19 protein-coding genes are annotated in these 20,119 nt (G+C 41.6%); 11 read left to right on the top strand and 8 right to left on the bottom strand.

Translation table 11 applies throughout. The features are described 5' to 3' along the window. Positions 1-106: 106 nt before the first annotated feature. Positions 107-1,009, top strand: coding sequence for a DUF1002 domain-containing protein (locus tag HLI_RS09800; protein ID WP_128524813.1), 903 nt, complete (start codon positions 107-109; stop codon positions 1,007-1,009). A 120-nt stretch (positions 1,010-1,129) separates the two neighbouring features. Here HLI_RS09800 and HLI_RS09795 read toward each other — a convergent pair whose 3' ends face one another. Continuing rightward, positions 1,130-1,708, bottom strand: a complete 579-nt coding sequence (locus HLI_RS09795; protein WP_128524812.1) for an SCO family protein — start codon at positions 1,706-1,708, stop codon at positions 1,130-1,132. A 183-nt stretch (positions 1,709-1,891) separates the two neighbouring features. Here HLI_RS09795 and HLI_RS09790 point away from each other — a divergent pair, with 183 nt between their 5' ends. Next, positions 1,892-2,665, top strand: coding sequence for an alpha/beta fold hydrolase (locus tag HLI_RS09790; protein ID WP_128524811.1), 774 nt, complete (start codon positions 1,892-1,894; stop codon positions 2,663-2,665). Positions 2,666-2,695: 30 nt separating this feature from the next. Here HLI_RS09790 and HLI_RS09785 read toward each other — a convergent pair whose 3' ends face one another. Continuing rightward, on the bottom strand, positions 2,696-4,120 hold the full coding sequence (locus HLI_RS09785; protein WP_128524810.1) for a hypothetical protein: 1,425 nt from the start codon (positions 4,118-4,120) through the stop codon (positions 2,696-2,698). Positions 4,121-4,264: 144 nt separating this feature from the next. Next, positions 4,265-4,441, bottom strand: coding sequence for a hypothetical protein (locus tag HLI_RS21605; protein WP_164908534.1), 177 nt, complete (start codon positions 4,439-4,441; stop codon positions 4,265-4,267). Positions 4,442-4,556: 115 nt separating this feature from the next. Here HLI_RS21605 and HLI_RS09780 point away from each other — a divergent pair, with 115 nt between their 5' ends. The 5 genes from HLI_RS09780 to HLI_RS09760 all read left to right on the top strand — a co-directional run bounded on the left by HLI_RS09780 (position 4,557) and on the right by HLI_RS09760 (position 11,047). Continuing rightward, positions 4,557-6,692 (top strand): EAL domain-containing protein, encoded by a 2,136-nt coding sequence (locus HLI_RS09780; RefSeq protein ID WP_128524809.1) that lies wholly within the window; start codon positions 4,557-4,559, stop codon positions 6,690-6,692. A gap of 99 nt (positions 6,693-6,791) precedes the next feature. Then, the gene (locus tag HLI_RS09775) at positions 6,792-7,394 is read left to right on the top strand and encodes an NUDIX hydrolase (RefSeq protein ID WP_128524808.1); all 603 of its coding nucleotides are present in this window, start codon (positions 6,792-6,794) and stop codon (positions 7,392-7,394) included. Positions 7,395-7,458: 64 nt separating this feature from the next. Continuing rightward, a complete protein-coding gene (locus HLI_RS09770; protein ID WP_128524807.1) occupies positions 7,459-8,595 on the top strand; it encodes a trans-sulfuration enzyme family protein in 1,137 nt (378 codons plus the stop codon). A gap of 577 nt (positions 8,596-9,172) precedes the next feature. Then, entirely contained in the window at positions 9,173-10,411 is a 1,239-nt protein-coding gene (locus tag HLI_RS09765) for a dicarboxylate/amino acid:cation symporter (RefSeq protein ID WP_128524806.1), read from the top strand. A gap of 414 nt (positions 10,412-10,825) precedes the next feature. Continuing rightward, on the top strand, positions 10,826-11,047 hold the full coding sequence (locus HLI_RS09760; RefSeq protein WP_128524805.1) for a hypothetical protein: 222 nt from the start codon (positions 10,826-10,828) through the stop codon (positions 11,045-11,047). A 7-nt stretch (positions 11,048-11,054) separates the two neighbouring features. On the opposite strand, the gene HLI_RS21600 is transcribed toward HLI_RS09760, so the two are convergent. Next, a complete protein-coding gene (locus tag HLI_RS21600; RefSeq protein WP_164908533.1) occupies positions 11,055-11,210 on the bottom strand; it encodes a hypothetical protein in 156 nt (51 codons plus the stop codon). A gap of 170 nt (positions 11,211-11,380) precedes the next feature. Here HLI_RS21600 and HLI_RS09755 point away from each other — a divergent pair, with 170 nt between their 5' ends. The 3 genes from HLI_RS09755 (at position 11,381) to HLI_RS09745 (ending at position 14,730) form a co-directional block, all read left to right on the top strand. Further along, a complete protein-coding gene (locus HLI_RS09755; RefSeq protein ID WP_128524804.1) occupies positions 11,381-11,941 on the top strand; it encodes a methyltransferase family protein in 561 nt (186 codons plus the stop codon). A gap of 17 nt (positions 11,942-11,958) precedes the next feature. Then, positions 11,959-13,464, top strand: a complete 1,506-nt coding sequence (locus HLI_RS09750; RefSeq protein ID WP_128524803.1) for a phytoene desaturase family protein — start codon at positions 11,959-11,961, stop codon at positions 13,462-13,464. A 279-nt stretch (positions 13,465-13,743) separates the two neighbouring features. Beyond that, positions 13,744-14,730: a sodium:calcium antiporter gene (locus tag HLI_RS09745; RefSeq protein ID WP_128524802.1), complete on the top strand. Its 987-nt coding sequence runs from the start codon at positions 13,744-13,746 to the stop codon at positions 14,728-14,730. A gap of 460 nt (positions 14,731-15,190) precedes the next feature. Here the strand turns inward: HLI_RS09745 and HLI_RS09740 are convergent, their stop codons facing one another. Continuing rightward, positions 15,191-17,326 (bottom strand): MMPL family transporter, encoded by a 2,136-nt coding sequence (locus HLI_RS09740; RefSeq protein WP_128524801.1) that lies wholly within the window; start codon positions 17,324-17,326, stop codon positions 15,191-15,193. A 160-nt stretch (positions 17,327-17,486) separates the two neighbouring features. Between HLI_RS09740 and HLI_RS09735 the strand changes: the two genes are divergently transcribed. Then, complete coding sequence (locus HLI_RS09735) at positions 17,487-18,137, top strand: uracil-DNA glycosylase (protein WP_128524800.1); 651 nt, start codon at positions 17,487-17,489, stop codon at positions 18,135-18,137. 46 nt (positions 18,138-18,183) lie between these two features. Here the strand turns inward: HLI_RS09735 and HLI_RS09730 are convergent, their stop codons facing one another. The 3 genes from HLI_RS09730 to HLI_RS09720 form a co-directional block, all read right to left on the bottom strand. Continuing rightward, the gene (locus tag HLI_RS09730; RefSeq protein ID WP_128524799.1) at positions 18,184-18,840 is read right to left on the bottom strand and encodes a hypothetical protein; all 657 of its coding nucleotides are present in this window, start codon (positions 18,838-18,840) and stop codon (positions 18,184-18,186) included. Further along, the gene (locus HLI_RS09725) at positions 18,833-19,402 is read right to left on the bottom strand and encodes a sigma-70 family RNA polymerase sigma factor (RefSeq protein WP_164908532.1); all 570 of its coding nucleotides are present in this window, start codon (positions 19,400-19,402) and stop codon (positions 18,833-18,835) included. The genes HLI_RS09730 and HLI_RS09725 overlap by 8 nt, the downstream gene beginning before the upstream one ends. Before the next feature lie 505 nt (positions 19,403-19,907). Further along, on the bottom strand, positions 19,908-20,003 hold the full coding sequence (locus HLI_RS09720; protein WP_128524797.1) for a putative holin-like toxin: 96 nt from the start codon (positions 20,001-20,003) through the stop codon (positions 19,908-19,910). Positions 20,004-20,119 lie beyond the last annotated feature (116 nt).

Genomic DNA, 20,119 nt, shown 5'->3' with positions numbered 1-20,119 from the left:
TATAGGTCTGAGGGCAGATGTCCATGATGGGGAGTAGGTTATAATAGATGGAAGGTTCCGCATAGCTTAAGGAGGAATCTACCATGTTTACAAGGGGTCGAGAAGAATGAAAAAATGTATGAGTATATGGGTGTTCATCACAGTTCTATTCACAGCATTTGTTGTCCCATCCACAGGTTTTGCTTCAACAGGAGACCAGGGGATCAATGAGAAGCTTGGTTTACCGATTGTCGTCTATGGAGAAGCATTGTCTCAGTCACAGAAAACGGATGTAGCGGAACTTCTTGAGGTGAATCAACACGATCAAGTGGATGAATTCACTGTAAATGGTCAAGACCTTGCTAACTATATCGGAGGAAATCCGAATTCGAATATGTACTCTTCAGTTAAGATTATTCATAAGGATAATGATGCAGGGTTGAATATTGAAATTGTAACACCTGATAACATAACACAGGTGAGCAAAGAAATGTATACAAATGCTCTGTTGACAGCAGGAGTGGAGAATGCAGATGTCCTAGTTGCTTCTTCTGTAAAAGTAAGTGGTCATTCTGCATTGACTGGAATATATAAAGCCTATGATGCGAAGGGCGTCAAGCTCGATGAAGATCGTATGCAAGTGGCTAGTGAAGAACTTGATATTGCAACAGACATTGCTGAAGAAGAAGGGATTGACCAGGCAAAAATCAGCGAGCTCCTGACAGAAATTAAAAAGGCAATCGCAGAGCAGGATCCTGCCACAAAAGAAGAAGTAGAGCAAATTGTCCAGGACCAGTTGCAATCATTGAATATTGAGTTGAGTCCGGAAGATCGCCAAAGGTTGACTGATCTATTTGACCAGATGAGAAGTTTGAATATCGACTTTGACCAGGTCAAGACTCAGTTGGAGGATCTGACGGGAAACCTTCAGGATTTGATAAACGATGACGGCTTTTGGAAGAGCCTGCAGACAGCTGTGCAGAATTTCTTCACATCCCTCAGCAATTTCGTTAAGTCACTGTTCAACTGATTTTTAATTTCTATATTTTAACACCTCAAGTCATCCAATATTTGGATGACTTGAGGTGTTATTTATTTCCATGTTCATACACGAAACCCTCCGTCCATTATGGAGGGAGGGTGGAAGTGGCTATTGATTAGCTATTTTCGTATCTTCTACAATCTGATCGTAAGGAACATCTACGTCGCCTTTATACTTCTTCAGAACCTGGCCTTCGGTCCCGACAAGGTAAAAAGAAGAACCGTGTGTCACTTGGTCGTTTCCTTCGGTTTTCACGGCCATTGTTTTAAAACTTTCTTCAGCAAAAACCCTTATTTCTTCCTGTGTATATTCTGTCACAAATGTCCAGTTACTGAAATCAGCTCCGTGCTCTTTCCCGAATTTCTTAAGTACATCCGGGGTATCTACGGTCGGGTCCACACTGAAGGAGACGATTTCAGCTTCGATCCCTTCCTCTTTCAGCTGGTCTTGGATTTTTGCCATGTTCCTTGTCATTGGGGGACAAATCGTTTCACAGCTTGTAAAAATGAAGTTCGCCAACCACACTTTTCCTTCCAAGTCTTTTGTGGAGAAGCTTTCACCATCCTGGGTAGTGGCTTCAAACGGTTGAACTTCCCACCCCAGTGTATTTTCAAGTTCATTCGAACCACACGCGGCTAGAATAATCGACAAAGTTCCAAATAAGCTGAGTAAAAATAATCGTTTCATTTCATAATTTTCCCCTTCCAGAATCGAAGTACCATGTCTAGTGTACGCTTGCTTAAATCCAAGTGTCAATTGCACCTGCGCTTGTTAAATAAATAGACATAATTTGAATCGTTTTTAATACATACATTTCCATAAGAAGGGGAGGCTAAGACTCCATGAAATTTTGAGTAGGGGATGACGAGCATGCCTTATTATATTGAGAAGTCGGGGAAACAATTATATTATGATGATAAAGGAAACGGAGAAGCACTTGTATTCATCCACCCTCCTGGGATGGGGCGTAAAGTGTTCAAATTACAACATGATTTAGGTCGCGATTTTCGTGTGATTTTTCCAGACTTGAGCGGAAACGGGGATTCAGAGGTTGTAATACAAGACCCGGATATCAGTACTTATGCCATGGAAATCCTTCAGCTGCTCGATCACCTTCATTTGGATGAAGCCGTGATTGTCGGCTATTCGTGTGGAGGTATGGTAGCCCAGGAATTTGCGCTCACTTTTCCTGAGCGCACCAAGGCGCTCATTTTGGCAGGAGGGTTTCCAAAGGTCGGTACTGGTGGATTACGCTTTGAATTCTTAGGAGGCATGCAATGGATTGAGCAAAGTCCAGAGTCGCTTGCAAAGCTATTGAGCCATTCCCATTTCAGGGATGCATCCATCAAACGCGAGTTAAATGAGCATATGGCAAAGTCGGATCCGGAAGCCTGGTACGCCTATTACAACCGCGCGCTCCATTATGACTGCAGCCGTAGATTGAATCAATTAAAAGGACCCCTTTTACTCGTATACGGAAGTAAAGAATTCTGGATCAATGAGCATGCAAAATACTATCGAAATTGTCCTGAGGCAAAGATGACGGTCATTGAAGACGCATTTCATCAGACACCAGCAACACACTATGATCGTTTCAATGAAGCAGTCAGAGATTTCATTCACGAAAAAGTTCAGAACATATGAAAAGCAGAGGCCATTTCAGCCTCTGCTTTGTCAATTTTTTGATACTAACTCGAAGGATTCATCAATCGATTGAGCATAGACAATCTGGTCTACCGTGATAGACAACGTCGAGGAATTTCTGAATTTGCCAGCTTCGAAGTTGATATTCCCTTGTTGGTCATGGCCATAAAAATCCCCTTCCACCGTTTCTCCATCGTTACTTTCAACCTGTACATGCCTTTCCATTGTTTCTTGTGGTTGTTGATAATAATCAAGAGCTGCGCCGACCAAGTGCTTTTTTTGGTCATTGGAATGAGGTTTGAAATTCAGTTCCATGTCCATATGGTGACCCCCATGGGTGTTGACCCGTTTGAGAATGATGTCAGTCCCGTAGGCTTCCCCCACTTTTTCATCAATCATCTTCGTTTCTGAATCGAAGCCTTGGAATTGGGTCATATCTACATCGAATGAGTAAGGCTTATCTTCTTTTAAGTGGATAGCTTCAAATTCCAAGGATACTTTTTCAGGAATTTCCTGAAAAGGTTGAAAACTACTTACATACAGACCATCTTCCTGTTCACTAAAATGCGAAAGCGGCACTTTTTCTCCAGTTTCTGTCCTTATAAATGCCTGGACTGACTGATTGAAGTCAGCCTGGTCATGCTCAATTCTCATTTTCACTTGGCTTGAGGCGATTCCTAACTTGATTTCAATCGGTTCAATGGTAATTCCGTTCTCTGAGTAGGTTTCGTCAGTCGTATATTGACCGATGATATGTTTTTCTTTGTCATGTACATATAGGACAGGCAGCGGCTCTGTACGAATCGTTTCTCCGTCCATTCTGAGATCAAACGATGTGGCAATTTCCTGATTGAAATTTTTGATTTCTTCGGGGATATACTCGTAACCCCATTCGGAGTTGGTGATTGGAGGTGCCTGGACCATACTATACAGTCTGTTTTCAAAAACCACGGTATCTCTTGGGTGCAATTCTCTTGAATGGGTCGAAAAAGTTTGTTCCTCAAAATCCCCTGACTCTTCAATATGAATCCCTTCTAAAGAAGGAGGACGATTAAGAAACTTATTCTTTTCCTTATCATCCCCGATAAAGGTGGATAGGTCGATACTATAGAAGATTTGAACGGTATGGCCGTTATGCCATACTTCATTGATTTGCATCCGGCCATCGCGATCTTTAATTGGAGTGGACTCTCCTGGGAGAGTTGTCAATCCTTCCTCACGTGCAAGAGCCAGACCGGGCACTCGTTCTTCATAAAAAGATTGAACTTCTTCAAAACTTTCCACTTCCGTCCATTCTAATGGCAAGTCGTCCATATCTACAGCTTTCGCTTGTCTCATAGGCTGCGAATCTCTACCATGTGTCAATTTACCTTCACTATCTCCTGTATATAAATAAGTCCCGATTCCAAAAATGAGGAGAGAAGATACAATCAATATTGTTTTCCATTTGTTCATATGTAAATACCCTTTCTGCTATCGTAATAAAACTATGTAAAAAAATGTATCATTATTGGTTCAATGATAACAGAATTTTCGGATTAATAGGGTCTATCGTAAAAAATTCATAAAAAAAGTGGCCCCTTGATGGGAAACCACGGATCATTCAGGTTTATCTGAATAATGATGATATAGGGCGTCACTTTCAGAATGATCTTCCGTTTGTTCATCTTCCTGGTCGGGGATGAATGCCCTATTGAAGCGCATTGATTTATTGAAAATTTCAGCAGCTTCATTTGTTTGTTCTACTTTTCCGCGTCGTGTTTTTCTCTCCTCCATAATAGTTCCCTCCTTCATGGGTAGTATTCCTTATCAGTACTGAATTAAACTTTGATATAAATTTTCCGATATTTAGGATAGATGGAATTAATAATTTTTGGAGTAGGTGAACGGAATGGCTCAGACAATGGAACATCCTTGGGGTACGCTCAAACAGCTTTCCATACCTATCTGGTTTTTTGATTTGAATGAACAAAAGATGTATGTAAGTTCACTGTTGAGAAAGGACCTCCGTTTAGAGAGAGAAGTATTAGATATGGAAGAGATAAAAACGATGCTTCATAAGGATGACGTGCACTATTTGTATCGGACGAAAGAGATTGAGGAAGCACGGAGTTCCATCCACCTGGATTACCGGTTAAGGGTAGGAAAAGGGTACCGTTGGGTGAAGGATATTGTTACACCTTTTTATAACAATCAAGGGGTAGTGGCCGGGTATACAGGAGTAGCAGCCCCTGATGGCATATATCAGTCTGAGCTGGTCAAAATCAAAAAAGGAATTATAGAGATCGGGGATGCCTTTTTATCTTACAATGGCCAGGCCTTTTTCGATTTTCTTGTAAAATATTTAGCTGATATTTTAGATGTGGATACCGTTTTGATTGGTGAATTGACTGGTGTGGATAAAGAAGAAGTCACGGCGATCTCCTTGTTTCACAAAGGAGAGGTGACCTCGGGATTGACCTACACATTAGAGGGAACACCGTGTGAGCAGGTGGTAGCGTCCTATGACTGCTATTTCCCCCGTGATGTAAAAACTCGGTTTCCGGGTGACCAGTTGATTCGCGAGTATCATGTGGAAAGTTATTTAGGCAAAGCTCTTTTAAATTCAGAAGGAGAAGTCATCGGTATTTTTGCCATCATGGATCACAAAACACAAACAAGTGGACCACTGAGCAAGGCTATGTTCCAAGTTTTTGCGGACCGGATTGCTAATGAACTATCTCGTATGCAGGCAGAAAATAAACTGCGAATGTTATCCAGATATGATCCACTCACAGGCCTTGTTACAAGGACATATTTCTCCAAACTACTTAAAGAAGAACTTCTATCCCCCAGTAACGTGAGACAATACGTGGCGTTACTATTAATTGATATCGATAATTTCAAGATGATCAACGATTCATGGGGGCATGCTAGAGGGGATGATTTGCTGCGTCAGTTTGCTCGGTACTTGCGGCGGACCTTTGCGCAAAAGGATTGTGTCATTTCACGAATCAGCAGTGACGAATTTGTCGTGTGGTTACGCAATGTTTCTACTATCGATGAAGTATGTGAAGTAAGTGACCACATTATTCATTCGATGAGGCAGCCGTTTATCATTAATCAAAAAGAGTTTTACAGTACAGCGAGTATTGGAATTACATTCTCTTCTCACGGTGAGGAAAGCGGGGAAGACATCTTGAGATATGCGGATGCAGCGATGCATAAGGCGAAAATAAATGGTAAAAATCGTTATGAAATCTATGACGCGCGTATGAGTGAACAAATACGTGAAGAACTGGACTTGAAACAATCGCTTCATCACGCCCTGGATAATGGAGAGTTCATCCTGCATTATCAGCCTCAAGTCTGTGGGAAAACTTTTGAAGTGATAGGATATGAAGCATTAATCAGGTGGAACCATCCAGAATTTGGTCTTTTATCTCCTTATCATTTCATCCGACTGGCTGAGGAGACAGGGATGATCATTGATATTGGTGAGTGGGTACTGCAGGAAGCTTGCACTCAAACAAAGCAGTGGCAAATGAAGGATCAACGACCAGGGTTGAAAATAGCTGTTAACTTGTCAGCACAACAATTCGCTGATGCCCTCCTCCCGCAAAAAGTATTCAAAGCATTGGAAGACTCGGGTATCAATTCAGAAAGTTTAATTATCGAAATAACGGAGACAATGGTACTCCAGGACTTCGATCGCAGTATCGACACATTGAACCAGTTGAGAGCCGAAGGAATTAAAGTCCATTTAGATGATTTTGGTGTAGGATTCTCTTCGCTTAGTTATTTGAACCGCCTTCCTGTTGATGCCATCAAAATTGACCGCTCTTTCATCAACCAAATTAACAAGGACACCACTGAAGTGGCCATCGTCAATGCTATTATTAGTATGGCTAAAAGTCTTGGCCTCCAAGTAATCGCTGAAGGCGTAGAGCAACAGGAACATATTACTTATTTGAAGCAAAAAGGGTGTTATGAATACCAGGGTTATTTTTTCAGTAAGCCTGTTCCAGCCCAGTGCGTAAGCCTTTAAGGTTTACGCTTTTTTTGTGCATGGGGAGCTTAAGTGAGAAATTATAAAACGATTGACATGGTATGATGATAGCCAGCATGGAAGGGGAGGGGAATAGCTATGAAAGAAATGCTTACGGTTTTCAATAACGAGGGGGAACCCACAGGGATAAAAGACCGTGATGAGGTGCATAGAGATGGTGAGTGGCATGAAACCTTCCATTGTTGGTTTTTTGAACAGAAAGATAAGAAGATATATCTCTTGTTCCAACAGCGCTCTAGTGAGAAAAAGGATTTCCCTGATTTGTTTGATATTACTGCAGCAGGGCATATTGAAGCGCAAGAAAATCTTATGAAAGCAGGTTTGCGAGAAATTAAAGAAGAACTGGGTCTCGAATTGAAGGCAGAGCAAGTCAAAAAGGGCGGAGTCTTTAAAGAAGTGTTAAAAGAAGGGACATTTATTGACAAAGAGATTTGCCATGTTCATTTCCACCGATACACATCAGCTTTGGACTTCGACATTGGTAATGAGGTCCAGGATATTGTAAGGGTACCTCTAGAACAATTTTCTTATTTAGTTACAGGAGAGTGTAGGAGGATATCTGGCGTATCACTGCTCTCAGAGCACTCGATCGATTTGGTCAAGAAAGATTTTGTTCCACATGAAGTTGGTTATGAACGTTTTATTATTCAATCCATCTGTGAATATGTCGAAAAACTTTGACATTAATCTATGTATATCGATATAATTTTTCATTAAGCGATAGGAAAGTGAAAGGAGACGAATCATGTCAGAATCATCATTCGATACAAAAGTTGTCCACCATAAACTGGATCAGCAGCAGGTCCCAAATAGTAAGAGCACCCCGATTTATCAAACATCAGCTTTCACATTCAAAGATTTGGATCATCTCGAAAGCTACTACGAAGGGGATAGTCCATATCTATATACGAGGGAGAGAAACCCGAACACAGATGAACTGTCAGGGACTGTGGCTCAATTAGAAGAAGCACCAGCAGGAGTAGCCACTTCATCTGGAATGTCAGCAATTCTAGCTGGTATCCTTTCTGTGGCTAAACCAGGTGATCATATTATTGCTGCAGAAGACTTGTATGGAGGTACTCACAAGCTGATCACTAAAGAGCTTTCTACATTCGGTATTGATGTAACGATGGTATCGTTTGCAGAGTTGGAAGAGGTGGAAGAAGCGGTACAGGAGAATACAAGGCTCCTCTATACTGAGTCCATTTCTAATCCTTTTTTACGGGTGGAGGATTTAGCAGGGTTGGTGAAGTTAGCTAAGGAAAAAGGTTTGAAGACAATGGTCGACAATACGTTCGCCACCCCTTATCTTCTTCAACCGTACACATCAGGAATCGATCTCGTCGTTCATAGCGGGACAAAGTATATTGGCGGGCATAGTGATGTTACATGCGGTGTGCTCGTAGGTGATCAAATGCTTGTTCAGGAAGCGACAAGTAAAGTGGTTACGTTGGGTGCAAATTTAAGCCCGTTCGAGGCGTGGTTGACTCAACGAGGAGCCAAAACCTTAGGCCTGCGGATGAAACAACAGTCCACTAATGCAGAGCAAGTAGCGAAAGCTTTGAAAAAACATGCGGGTGTGCGTACGGTGTATTACCCGGAATATGTATCTGATCGCGGCCATGGGGCTATTGTTACGATTGAATTAGATGAAAAAGTAAATGTGGAAACCTTTTTTCAATCACTGGGGTGGATTAAGATAGCACCGACACTGGCAGGGGTAGAGACTACAATATCTTATCCTGTAAGGACTTCCCATCGAGCTCTATCGGAGAAAGAAAAAGAGAATATCGGTATTAATGATTATGTCATCAGATTATCTATCGGAATTGAGGATAGTGAAGATATCATCAATCAATTGACACTAGCCATCGAGGCATGAAGGAATAGCTTTTAAAACTTCAGTATGGATTTTCTTCCAAAAAAGTCTTGGTTCAACCACTGTGAAGTGATTTTTGGGGAGGTGAAGGGGCGGGGAAACAAATTACTCTGAGCCATATCGTTTCCCTGGACCTTTGTGATAAATAGATGAAGAGACCCCCAGCCTATGAACATCCTATCTCAAAACCAGAAGGTATGAATTTGTCGTTAATTCTAAATATTCCCGTAATTTACAGAGGACTATTAAACACACGGATTCATTGGCCACACAAAAATAATTTTCACCTCTTGTATACTAGTTGTATGGTTAACTGGCATTAAATTCTATTCACCATTTAAAAAGTGTGTGCTATAATTTAAAAAGCACGTTTTCATCCCGCGTAGGCTGCAACCATTATCTGAGAGTCGAGCAAGATCCCATCCAATAGACTCACTGATATCAAACCCAAAGTTGTAAGCCTTTTAGTGCTTTTTTGGCGTGTCCTATTTCATGCCATCTTCTATTATTTTTCTGCTTTAGTCTTTTAAAACAAAATAACAAGAAAGCGTTTTCATAATGTTTTGTAGGAGGTAACGTCATGAAGTTAACAACCAAGATTTTTATTGGCCTGATACTTGGTGCGGTTGTCGGTATTGTTTTACACCTTGCCGCCCCGGATTTATTTACAACACTTGATGCCTATGTGTTCAGTCCGTTAGGGACCGTATTCTTGAATCTTATTAAAATGCTGGTCGTACCAATCGTATTCTTTTCCATTACTTTAGGTACTGCTTCTTTAGGTGATCCAAAAAAACTTGGAAGAATCGGTGGAAAAACGATCGCCTTTTTCCTTGCTACTACAACGATCGCCATTTCTATTGCCATTTCCCTGGCCTACCTTTTCCAGCCCGGTAACATCGATATCGATCCTGCCGGTGCAGAGTATGAAGCTGAAGAAGCTCCAGGAGTCGTTGAAACGTTTACGAATATCATTCCGACGAACCCTATTCAATCTATGGTGGAAGGGAATATGCTTCAAATAATTGCTTTCTCCATTTTCATCGGTTTTGCATTGGCAATGCTCGGTAAGAAAACCGAAGGGATTTACAAAATCATTGATCAAGGTAACGAAATCATGATGTTCCTTGTGAACTTAATCATGCGTTTCGCTCCATACGGCGCCTTCGGTCTATTGGCTTCAGCCATCGGGACCATGGGTATAGATGGTATGAAGGGAATGCTCATGTATATGGTCGTCGTTATACTCGGGTTATTCATACATGCGATAGTGACTTATGGATCAGCGGTTAAATTCTTTGGTAAGATGAGTCCTGTTAAGTTCTTCAAAGGTTTCTTCCCGGCTATGACCGTCGGATTCAGTACATCAAGCAGCAGCTCGACACTGCCGATCTCCATGAAAACGGCACAAGAGAATTTGAACGTGCCGAAACCAGTGAGCAGTTTCGTACAACCCCTGGGTGCAACCATTAACATGGATGGTACAGCAATCATGCAGGGTGTTGCGACAATTTTCATTGCGCAAGTGTATGGTTCAGACTTAGGCTTTGCTCAATTGATTATGGTCGTTCTGACGGCTGTATTAGCAAGTATCGGAACAGCGGGTGTTCCGGGTGTAGGTTTGATCATGCTTGCAATGGTATTGAACCAAGTTTCTCTACCGGTGGAAGGAATTGCATTAATCATCGGTATCGACCGTCTTCTTGATATGACGCGTACTGCGCTTAATATCACGGGTGATGCAGCCTGTGCCGTCGTGGTGGCTGAAACAGAGAAAAAACATGGGCTAGAAGAAGACTCACGCACTGCTGAAGCTTAAATGTTTTTATATCATAGGAAAAAGTGCAACCACTTTAATGGTTGCACTTTTTTTATAATCAAGGAAATTGAAAATTCCTGCCTGTGGATGTCGCTTTCTACATAAGCCGCAATCAAATTCAGCGCCTGCAGATGTGCTTAAGCATGTCGAGCTGACCAATGCGCTTCCACTTTTGATCCAGGTGAAAATGTCCCTGACGATTCATACGGAGATGAAAAATGACAAAACGCCTTACTTGTATAAGGAGGGCGTTTTGTCATTAATTTTTCCCCGGAAAAGGGTTTTATGTTTGAAAAAGAGAATAGAAGTATCAAATATATATGGTGTCTCTGCACCGGAACCTCTTGCTTCAACGTGTAACCATAAGCACTGATGGGTATAGTAGAAGATAGATTACTTGGAAGAGGTGATTGGATGTTTTATTCAGTGACGTTGCAAAAAATCATGTTGTTAACAGGAATAGGAATCATTATAGGTGCAATAGTTGGCTTTACTTCCGTACTCGGTTTCGGACTCGATGGAGCGGTGTTCGTCCTGGCCATGTTTTTAAGTATCATCAGCGTATATGCGACAGCTATGTATGCTGAGCTGTACCATATCAGAGAAGCGATTAATAAGCAGCGAAAAGGGCTTTGATTTAACTTCAAAAATTATCGAGAAAACTGAGCATCAATATTCCTATATATAGGATGGCAATGACAGCCATCGTCCAATAGGTAAACCTTGTCATTTTCTTGAATATGACGAAGAAGGTGGCTATGACTACTGAGATGATGAAAAACCAATAAAGTGTGTCCATCTGTGATCGCCTCCTTCTTCATCATAAATACCTCATTGAACACACGCAAGTTTCGAAACATCTGGTCACGGTTTATCCCACGTGGCGGAAGGGAAGAGTTATGTGTAGCAGCTATGGAAGAAGGCAGGGGAAAGGATGATTGGAATGGTCACAGACAGGGACTTTTATACATGAGTTTGTTTGACGTTTTGTTCCTTGTTATTACCTTCTTTTGGTTAGCCGAGTTCATTGTATTTCGCAATCGCCGCTCGGCAGAGGGGGACGATTCCTTGGAGCGCCGTTCCTTTCCCCTCATTCTTGCGGCCGTAGTTTCGGCCATAACTTCTTCTTTGATTATGCGGGAATTGGATTTTGGGATTCTCACGGTAACTTGGATATGGTGGGTTGGTTTATTTTTATATGCAGGTGGAGTTTCCCTGCGATATTGGGGTATCCTTCATCTGAAAGATCAGTTCACACGGGATGTATCGGTGAAGGAAGGCGATCGTCTGATAAGTTCAGGTCCATATCGTCTATTGAGACATCCATTGTATACAGGGTTGTTTTTTATTATCATCGGGTTTTGTTTAGGGGTAGGAAACCTTATCACAGCATTCCTTTGTGGGTGGTTGGTTACTTATGCTTTACTACATAGAATCAACTTGGAAGAAGCGATGTTAGTGGAAGAGCATGGAGAGAAATATAAGGATTGGTGTCGAACACGATACCGGTTGATTCCTTTTATTTATTAAATCCGGAGGTGGATGGGTTGAAAAAGAAAACGGCGATTGTTGTAGGTGCAGGATTGGGTGGAATGTCAGCAGCGATTCGGTTGACGGCCGATGGTTATGAAGTGAAGGTCATAGAGAAAAACAGCAACATAGGCGGTAAGTTGAATCGTCGTGAAGGGGAAGGATTCACCTTTGATACAGGCCCCTCCATTTTGACAATGCCATGGGTTTTGGAACAGTTGTTTGCCAGTGTCCACCGTCGCCTTGAGGATTACATAACAGTGGAACGCGTAGAACCGCAGTGGCGGACGTTCTTCGAGGATGGCACTTCTTTGGACGTGACCAGTGATTTGCCTGATATGCTCGATGAAATGGCAAAGGTCACAGAGCGCCCGAACCGAAGTTTGACAGACTTTCTATCTTACAGTCAAGACATGTATGAGTTGTGTATGAAGAGCTTCTATAAGTATAGCATCGAAGACTTGAAAGATTTGAAGAGCCATCATAAATTGAGGGAATTGTTCCAGATGGACCCGATGAATACTGTAGCTGAATCTACCGATAAACATTTGAATAACAAGTATTTAGAGCAACTATTCAATTATATGGTCATGTATGTCGGCTCCAATCCATATGCAGCCCCGGCAATATTAAATCAGTTAGCATACGTTCAGCTCGGTCTTGGTGTCCATTACGTCAAAGGCGGCATGTATAAGATTGCAGAAGCAATGGGACGTTTGATGAAAGAACTGCGTGTAGAAGTCCAATTAAATACACCTATCCAGCAACTTGCCGTCGAAGGCGATCGAGTGATTGGTGTGGAAACAGAAGAAGGGACGGTTCATGAAGCGGACATTGTCGTTTCTAACTTAGAAGCCATACCCGCTTATCGCAGACTGGCCCCTCAAACTTCAAAAGTTAAAAAAGAGGTGAAGTCTTTAGCGAAGAAATTTAACCCGACGGTCTCTGGACTTGTTCTATTGTTAGGGACCGATCGCCAATATGAGGATCTGAAGCATCATAACTTCTTCTTCTCCGAAGACCCTGAAAAGGAATTCAAGCAAATTTTTGAACAAGGAAAACCGGCAGATGATCCGACGATTTATATTGGCATTTCCGCCCGTTCTGATGAGACGCAAGCGCCGGAAGGCAAAGACAACTTGTTTGTGTTGACTCATGTGCCACCACTTGGGAATAAAAACCAGAAACCAACCGATTGGGATCAATATCGCGAAATCGTATTAGATAAACTTGAACGTAATGGAATGAAAGGATTGAGAGATTCGATTGAATTCGAATACCGCTTTACTCCTGAAGACCTGGAAACGCTCTATGGTCCTAATGGGGGGTCCATATATGGAATAGCAGCTGATCGTAAATCTAATGGTGGCTTTAAAATCCCATCTAAGAGCCAAGTGTTTGAAGGTCTATACTTTGTCGGTGGATCGACTCACCCTGGTGGGGGAGTTCCGATGGTCACCTTGTCTGGTCAGTTGACAGCAGATTTGATTAAAGAAAAAGAAAGTGGACCTGTACATCAGTAATTGTCAAAAGACCAGCAGACTGAAGCTGGTCTTTTCTATGGTTCAGAAGATTATAAAATGCCGACTCGTGAGTCTCGCGGATTACATTAGCCTTATAAGATTTAGAATAGGTCGGTTCATTTTAGTTGCCCTTCACGGTCCCTTTTCTTAGGAGATAGCCTATTTCTAAGGGGTTTAATTTTGCCAGAGGTTGTATATTTGTTCCTGTTTACCTAATATGTTTGGGGGGAATGGTTGAAAAATGTGCGAAACGTGAAGTCATAGTGAAGGAGTAGTCGGATGAGCGATTGGGTTGTTTTTGCTCTATTTTTCATATCAGGAATCAGTACATTTTTTATTGCATCAAGGCTTTCGATTTTCGGGGATGCAGTGAAGGAAAAAAGTAGAGTTTCCTCTACATTTATGGGGGCTGTCATAGGGATAGCCATTTCTCTTCCGGAGTTGACGTCAAGTGTGACGGCGATCATTATTGATAGCCCTGATTTAGCAGTTGGTAATCTCATAGGGAGTAATTTATTTAATATAATGGGACTCGCCATTTTTGATATCGTTTATCGTCGCTATCAAATCCTGACCCATGCTACTGTTGAGAGTAAATTGTATGGTTGGCTGGTTATTCTGATGACATTGATTGTCATTGCTGGATTAAGTCTGACTCTCCCTACGCATATCTTTCATATCAGTTACACCTCTATAGCTGTGATTCTTCTTTATTTCATCGGTTCAAAATTTATTAATGACCGCACAGAATACAAAGGGAGAAAAGTTAAAAATAAAAGTGGAAGATATAATGAATATACGTATAAACAAGTGTTAATACGATTTATATTAGCAGCTGTTGCTATCATGCTGATTGGCAGTGTCCTAACGGTGACAGCTGAAAGAATTTCCGTAATTACGGGGATAGGAGCCTCGTTCATTGGTGCTTTTCTTGTCGCAATCAGTACGTCCCTGCCTGATGCCGTAAGTGTAGGGACCGCCTTGAAATTAAGGAACTTCAATTTGGGCATCAGTTCTCTGCTTGGAAGTAATGCTTTCAACTTGATGATATTAGCGCTTACAGATCTTATTTACTTCCGAGGCAACTTGTTGGAAGAGTCGTCGCCTGCGAATATAATTACTGGGGTTGCATCTATCATCTTCATCCTGTTGATCATTTATAGCATTACCAGGAAAAAAGTGAGTGCCTGGAATTATCTGCTTCCTTCAGTAGTGATCATTGTGAGTTATTTTGTTACTACCTACCTTGTCTTTCAAATCAAGTGAAAAGCAGCCTTTTGGGAGGCTGCTGAAGAACTGAAACTTTTGGGAGTTATGCACCAAATAAGAAGCCGAGTTGAAATCCGAGTAGGCTCAGCGCCTGCACCATGGAACGGGAACCTTTTCCCGCAGCCCCTAAACTCTCACTGAAGTCTCGAAACTGAGTCATACACAATAGGGAGTTTCAAAAAATCTACACTGACATTTAACAGAGCCTAAATAAAAGAAAATCCCTCTTTTCAGATTGAACACTGTTGATTCCACGATGAGCGTTCGGTGGTGACGCCTGCGGGAACAGCGCGAGCCTCAGCTAACTTGGTTAAGTGATCTTCTTGACCAAGTTAGCTGAGGCCGTGCCCGCCGGCAAGCATCCACCGACAAGCGATTCGTGAGAAGCAGCAACAAACATTAATAGTTACTCTAGATAGAGAAAAGTTTTCAGTGGCCACCCATTTGGCCGCTTTTTTTACTTAGCTATATCTCGTTGTTTCTGTTTTTTACTGCGAAAAGGTAACCACCAGTTCCAATCGCCTAAAAGCTTCATTAAACTCGGAACGAGAAGAAGCCGGATGATGGTTGCATCAATGAATATAGCAATGGCGATTCCGATTCCGATTTGCTTGACCGGCACGACTCCTGTAAAAGCGAATGCCCCAGTTATCACAATCATAATCAAGGCTGCAGATGTAATAATCTTACTTGTACTGGCCAGCCCCTCGACAGTGGCTTTCGTATTATCTCCATTTTCTAAATAGAATTCGTGGATTCTTGAAATCAGAAAGACTTCATAGTCCATACTCAGGCCGAATACAAGGCTGAAGACGATCACAGGTAAAATCAAAGCGATATCTGCTTCATTCAACCCGAATTGGCCACCCTGGAAAATCCATACGAGTACACCGAAAGTTGAGGTAAGCCCAATGATATTCATTAAAATGGCCTTCAGTGGAATAATGATTGAACGGAAAGCTATCATCAAGATGATGAAGGTAGAAATGAGGATGATAGCTAAAGTCAGTCCGATTTTTTCAGAAATCTCTGTGTAAATTTCCTGATTGAATTTAGGTTGCCCTCCAAACATCATGGAAACCTCCCACTCTTGTGAAGACCAGTCTGTCATTAAGTCCTGGGCTTCAGATGAATTTGCAGGGACCGTCAAATTGACAGGGATCATTAACTTATTTCCTGAAATGAATTGATTTATAACGGGTTCAAGCTGCTCTTTGCGAGGAGGCTGCTCAAGAGTAGCCGCCAATTCATCCGCTGTTTCCAACTCACTTGCTGTGTAGAGAGTTTGTACGGAAGCAACGATTTCTGGATCTGTGAGTTCATCTTGTAATTCTTTCATTTGCTGAAGGCCTTCTTTTTCCAACCAATCCCCTTCATTGGTAGCGATGATATATGCGGTACTTTCCTGGTTATCCATAAAAGTCTTGTCTATTGTTTCATATGCTGAGCGAGAATCGTAACTTTCCGGGAGCGCGTCGATTGTTGGTATCGATAGGTTCATATTGGTAATCGGAATTATACCGATAATCAATAGGATGAGCGCGACGAACGTAATGGTAACCGGGCGCTTCATGATACTTTGAGCGAATTTTCTCCAACGTGGTGTTGTATCTTTATTTGTCGGGATTATGCGCCATTTATTCACTTTTGGCCCCAGAATATATAATAAGGAAGGGAGGAGGGTCAATGAGGCAAGGACGGCAGCCACAATAACCACTGTTCCCCCTATAGCGATGTTTGTGAAAATGTCCACTTCAATAACGACCATTGCGGCAAGCCCGATGAAAACACAGAGAGCTGAAAAAATGATTGATTTTCCAGCAGTTTCGATGGTCGTCATCAGGGCGTTCGCTTTTTCCTGTTTGGCTAATTCCTCCCGGTATCTATTTATGAAGAGAAGTGCAAAATCAATACTTAAAGCCAAACCGATCATGGGTGCGATATTAAGTATAAAAATTGATAATTGAGTGTCTTCTCCTACGATTGCCAGGATACCGAAACCAGTGATGATCGTCACGGCTCCGATAATCAACGGTAGCAGCGAAGCGATCACAGTACCGAAGGCGAGTAATAAAATAATCAATGCTACAGGCAAACCAATTAATTCAGCGCGCTTCAAATCTTCCTGACTAGCTTTATTGATATCCTCTGATATGACAGGTGCTCCTGTAAGTACTGTCCCTTCATTGGATGCGGTGATTTTTTCGATCGCCTTAATGATAGAGGACATATCCGATGTTTGCTCTCTGAAATGTATGGCTGCATAAGCCTGTTCCCCTTCAATCATTGACTCATCTTCCAATGGAGAATCGATGCTTGATGCTAAACCAAGATCATTAACTTTATCTAAAGTACTTTTGATTTCATGATTCGTCTGATTCTCAAAGGAAAGAAGCAGCGTTGATTCAGGAAAGTCGAACGTTTCATTCAATACGTCTTCAACCTGTTCAAATTCTCCATCTGTCCTGAAGCCATCTCCTTCAAGCAAAGAGGGCAGCTGGATGGCGAAGTATCCCATGCCAATGATTAAGATCAACCATATAATTAACAACCATTTATGGGATCGAACAATAAAAGAGGAAATACTCCCCATAAGACAGAACTCCTTTAACATGATTTATTTGTCATTTTTTACATTCTCTTCAAATGATACTCCTTTTTATAAATCTTGAAAACTAAAAAACGCTGAGGTGTAAAAGGGAAGGGTCAGTGGAAAAGAAAGGTGAAAGAAACGATAGAGAGGTTGGTGAAGGATGGAGTGGCCGGAAGAATTGATCAACGATGCCAAGAAAAGAATGGAGCCTTACAATGTAGAAGGTTTTGTGCTTGGAAAAGGAAATGAAGAAGGAGATATTATGATCGTGGGAGAAGCTCCTGGTGAAAACGAGGCAGTAAAAGGTGTGCCCTTTATAGGCAGAGCCGGAGACGAATTGGATAAGCAGTTGTCTTACGTCGGTTTGGATAGAGAAGATGTCTATATTACGAGTGTAGTCAGAAGCAGGCCTTATAAATGGGTGGAAACGAATAAAAAAGGAAGTGGTGGAAAGAGGAAAGGCAACCGAAAACCCAACCAGAAAGAAATTATGGCCCATGCTCCGCTTTTGGATTATCAGATTCAGCAGATGAAGCCTGAAGTCATTATCGCATTAGGAGGAGTTGCTTATGAACGATTGACGGGGAGTAAAGGCAAAATCAGTGAAGTGCTCGGTAAAGTTATCCAGACCCCTGTCATGAAAAGTTCAACCAGCCAGGGATGGGAAAAGACTGAGGAATCGTTTACAATCATCCCCTTATACCATCCGGCGGCTGTCTTTTACAACCCCAAGATAAAAGAAGACATCTATGAATCTTTAGATCATTTTAAAAATTATTTGGAGAAAAAAGAAGAAAGCCGCAGGGCATAGTTTGGCCAGCGGCTTTCAATTTATATAAAGGTTTGATAGAGGGTGATTATTGGGCGTTCTTCATGGGGCGTGACTTTTCAAAGATGAAATATCCCTGTTTACTAATGGAAGTAGAACCCACACCTGTACTTCTCCAACTCTGGATTGCGATGCTGTTTTCACCTTCGGAACCTTTGATTTTATAGATTTTGGTCTTTGGTAGAAATGCAGTTACAGATTCCAGCTTGTTCTGATTTTCGGTAGGGGGCTTATGTTCGATTGTGCCCACGACCTCTCCTAATTGTTCCTTAGGGATTCGGTTGCCTGTTTGGACAAACTGTTCATCTTCATGGATAACGTACGTCTCCCGCACCATCATTGAAGTGTTGTTCGATGGAGGAACTGCTGATTGACCATTAGTATGTGAAGCCTTTGAGGCATGAGTGACTGACTTCAATTCAGCAGCCGTGCTTTTTTCAGGCAATAAGGATGCCTGCTCGGATGCTGGGGGAGAAGCGGGTGAAAATAAGTGCAGCCCAGTAAACAAAAGGGTCATGAATATAGGAAGTGGTGCAATTTTTTTCAGCCGACTGACCTTTCTGATACGTTTCCTTTTTAAAGAATGAAGGACAGACCTCTGCATGTGCCTGCGGTCGAATGGAACTTGACAGTACTTTACATCTTGGTTCATTTTTTTTAATTTGCGATCCATTATATCACTCACTTTGGGAACTCCCTTCCGCTGTCAATCGTTCTTGGAGAAGTTGGCGTGCCCGGCGGAGTCTGGTCTTGACTGTGTTAGGGCTTGTGTTCAATACTTGCGCCAAATCTTTGATGTCGAATTCTTCAAAGTAGTATAAAATGATGATTTCTCTATACTTATCTTCTAATTTCAGGACTTGTCCCAATAAAGCCTCATCTTCATCCTTTTGTAAAAGGAACTCTTCCGGTGTTTCTTTTGAAGAGGGGATGGATCGGAACAGTTCTGCCCCTTTTCTTACAACTCTCTTCATGTAGGAGCTTTTCAAATGATCCTTACATAAATTGATAGTGATTTTATATAACCAAGTTTTAATCAATGATTCTTGTTTGAAGGTCGAATATTTCTGATATGCTTTAATAAACGTTTCCTGGGTGATATCCTCTGCGGTGGAATAATCTTTAACGTAAGAGTACGCGAGCCATTTCAAATCATGCCCATACTCCTGGATCCACATTTCTAATCTTTTTTCCGCTTGAACTTCGGGTTCATATGTAGAAGGTTGTGATCGTTGTTTTCGTATCAATTTTCCCCACCTCATCAATATAGACGACACTCCTTAGCATCAGGTTTTAAAAGCGGTGAAAAACATTTCATCTTTACATACCATTCGGGACATCCTTGTGATTTTCCTTGTTTGAAACTCATAGTGATGGAGGGGGAAGGGGCAAAATCAGGGGGGGCTGGCAGTTACAGGTCTTTATTATGGAATAGTTGGAACTACTGATTTAATCACTTCAATTGCGTGCTGAAACTTTTTAATATTTGCTGTATATTCCTGGAGAGACATCAATATTAATTAATGAAGGATTGTAAAAATGTTTCACGTGAAACTTGATGAAAAAAGTAAAGTATTGTCGATTAGCCGGATAATCATCGTGTAGGGTAATGGATGAAGAGAGTCCCTTTCTTCCTTTTGTTCTCTTTTATTTGTGCTATAATAAAGATAAATACGGCGACAGCTGCATCTGTCGCCGTAAGATACCGTTCGATATGGTTTTAAGCTTTAGACCCTCTCGTTGAGTGAGGGTCTAATTTTTATTGTTCATTTTGATGATGAGCGCAAGGAGTGTAATAATGAATGTTCCAAACGCCAACATGATCATCAGAGCTTCATATGTGCTCATAGATGGCATCACTCCCTTTCTATCACGTTCCTCAAATAGAGGTAGAGAACGGTATCTATATACAAGGATACCATATTTCGTTAAAAATAAGAACGTATGTTCGTGAAATAGACAAT

It is taken from the genome of Halobacillus litoralis, assembly GCF_004101865.1.
GTDB lineage: Bacteria > Bacillota > Bacilli > Bacillales > Halobacillaceae > Halobacillus > Halobacillus litoralis_A.
This window is presented reverse-complemented; position numbering and strand designations above follow the sequence as displayed.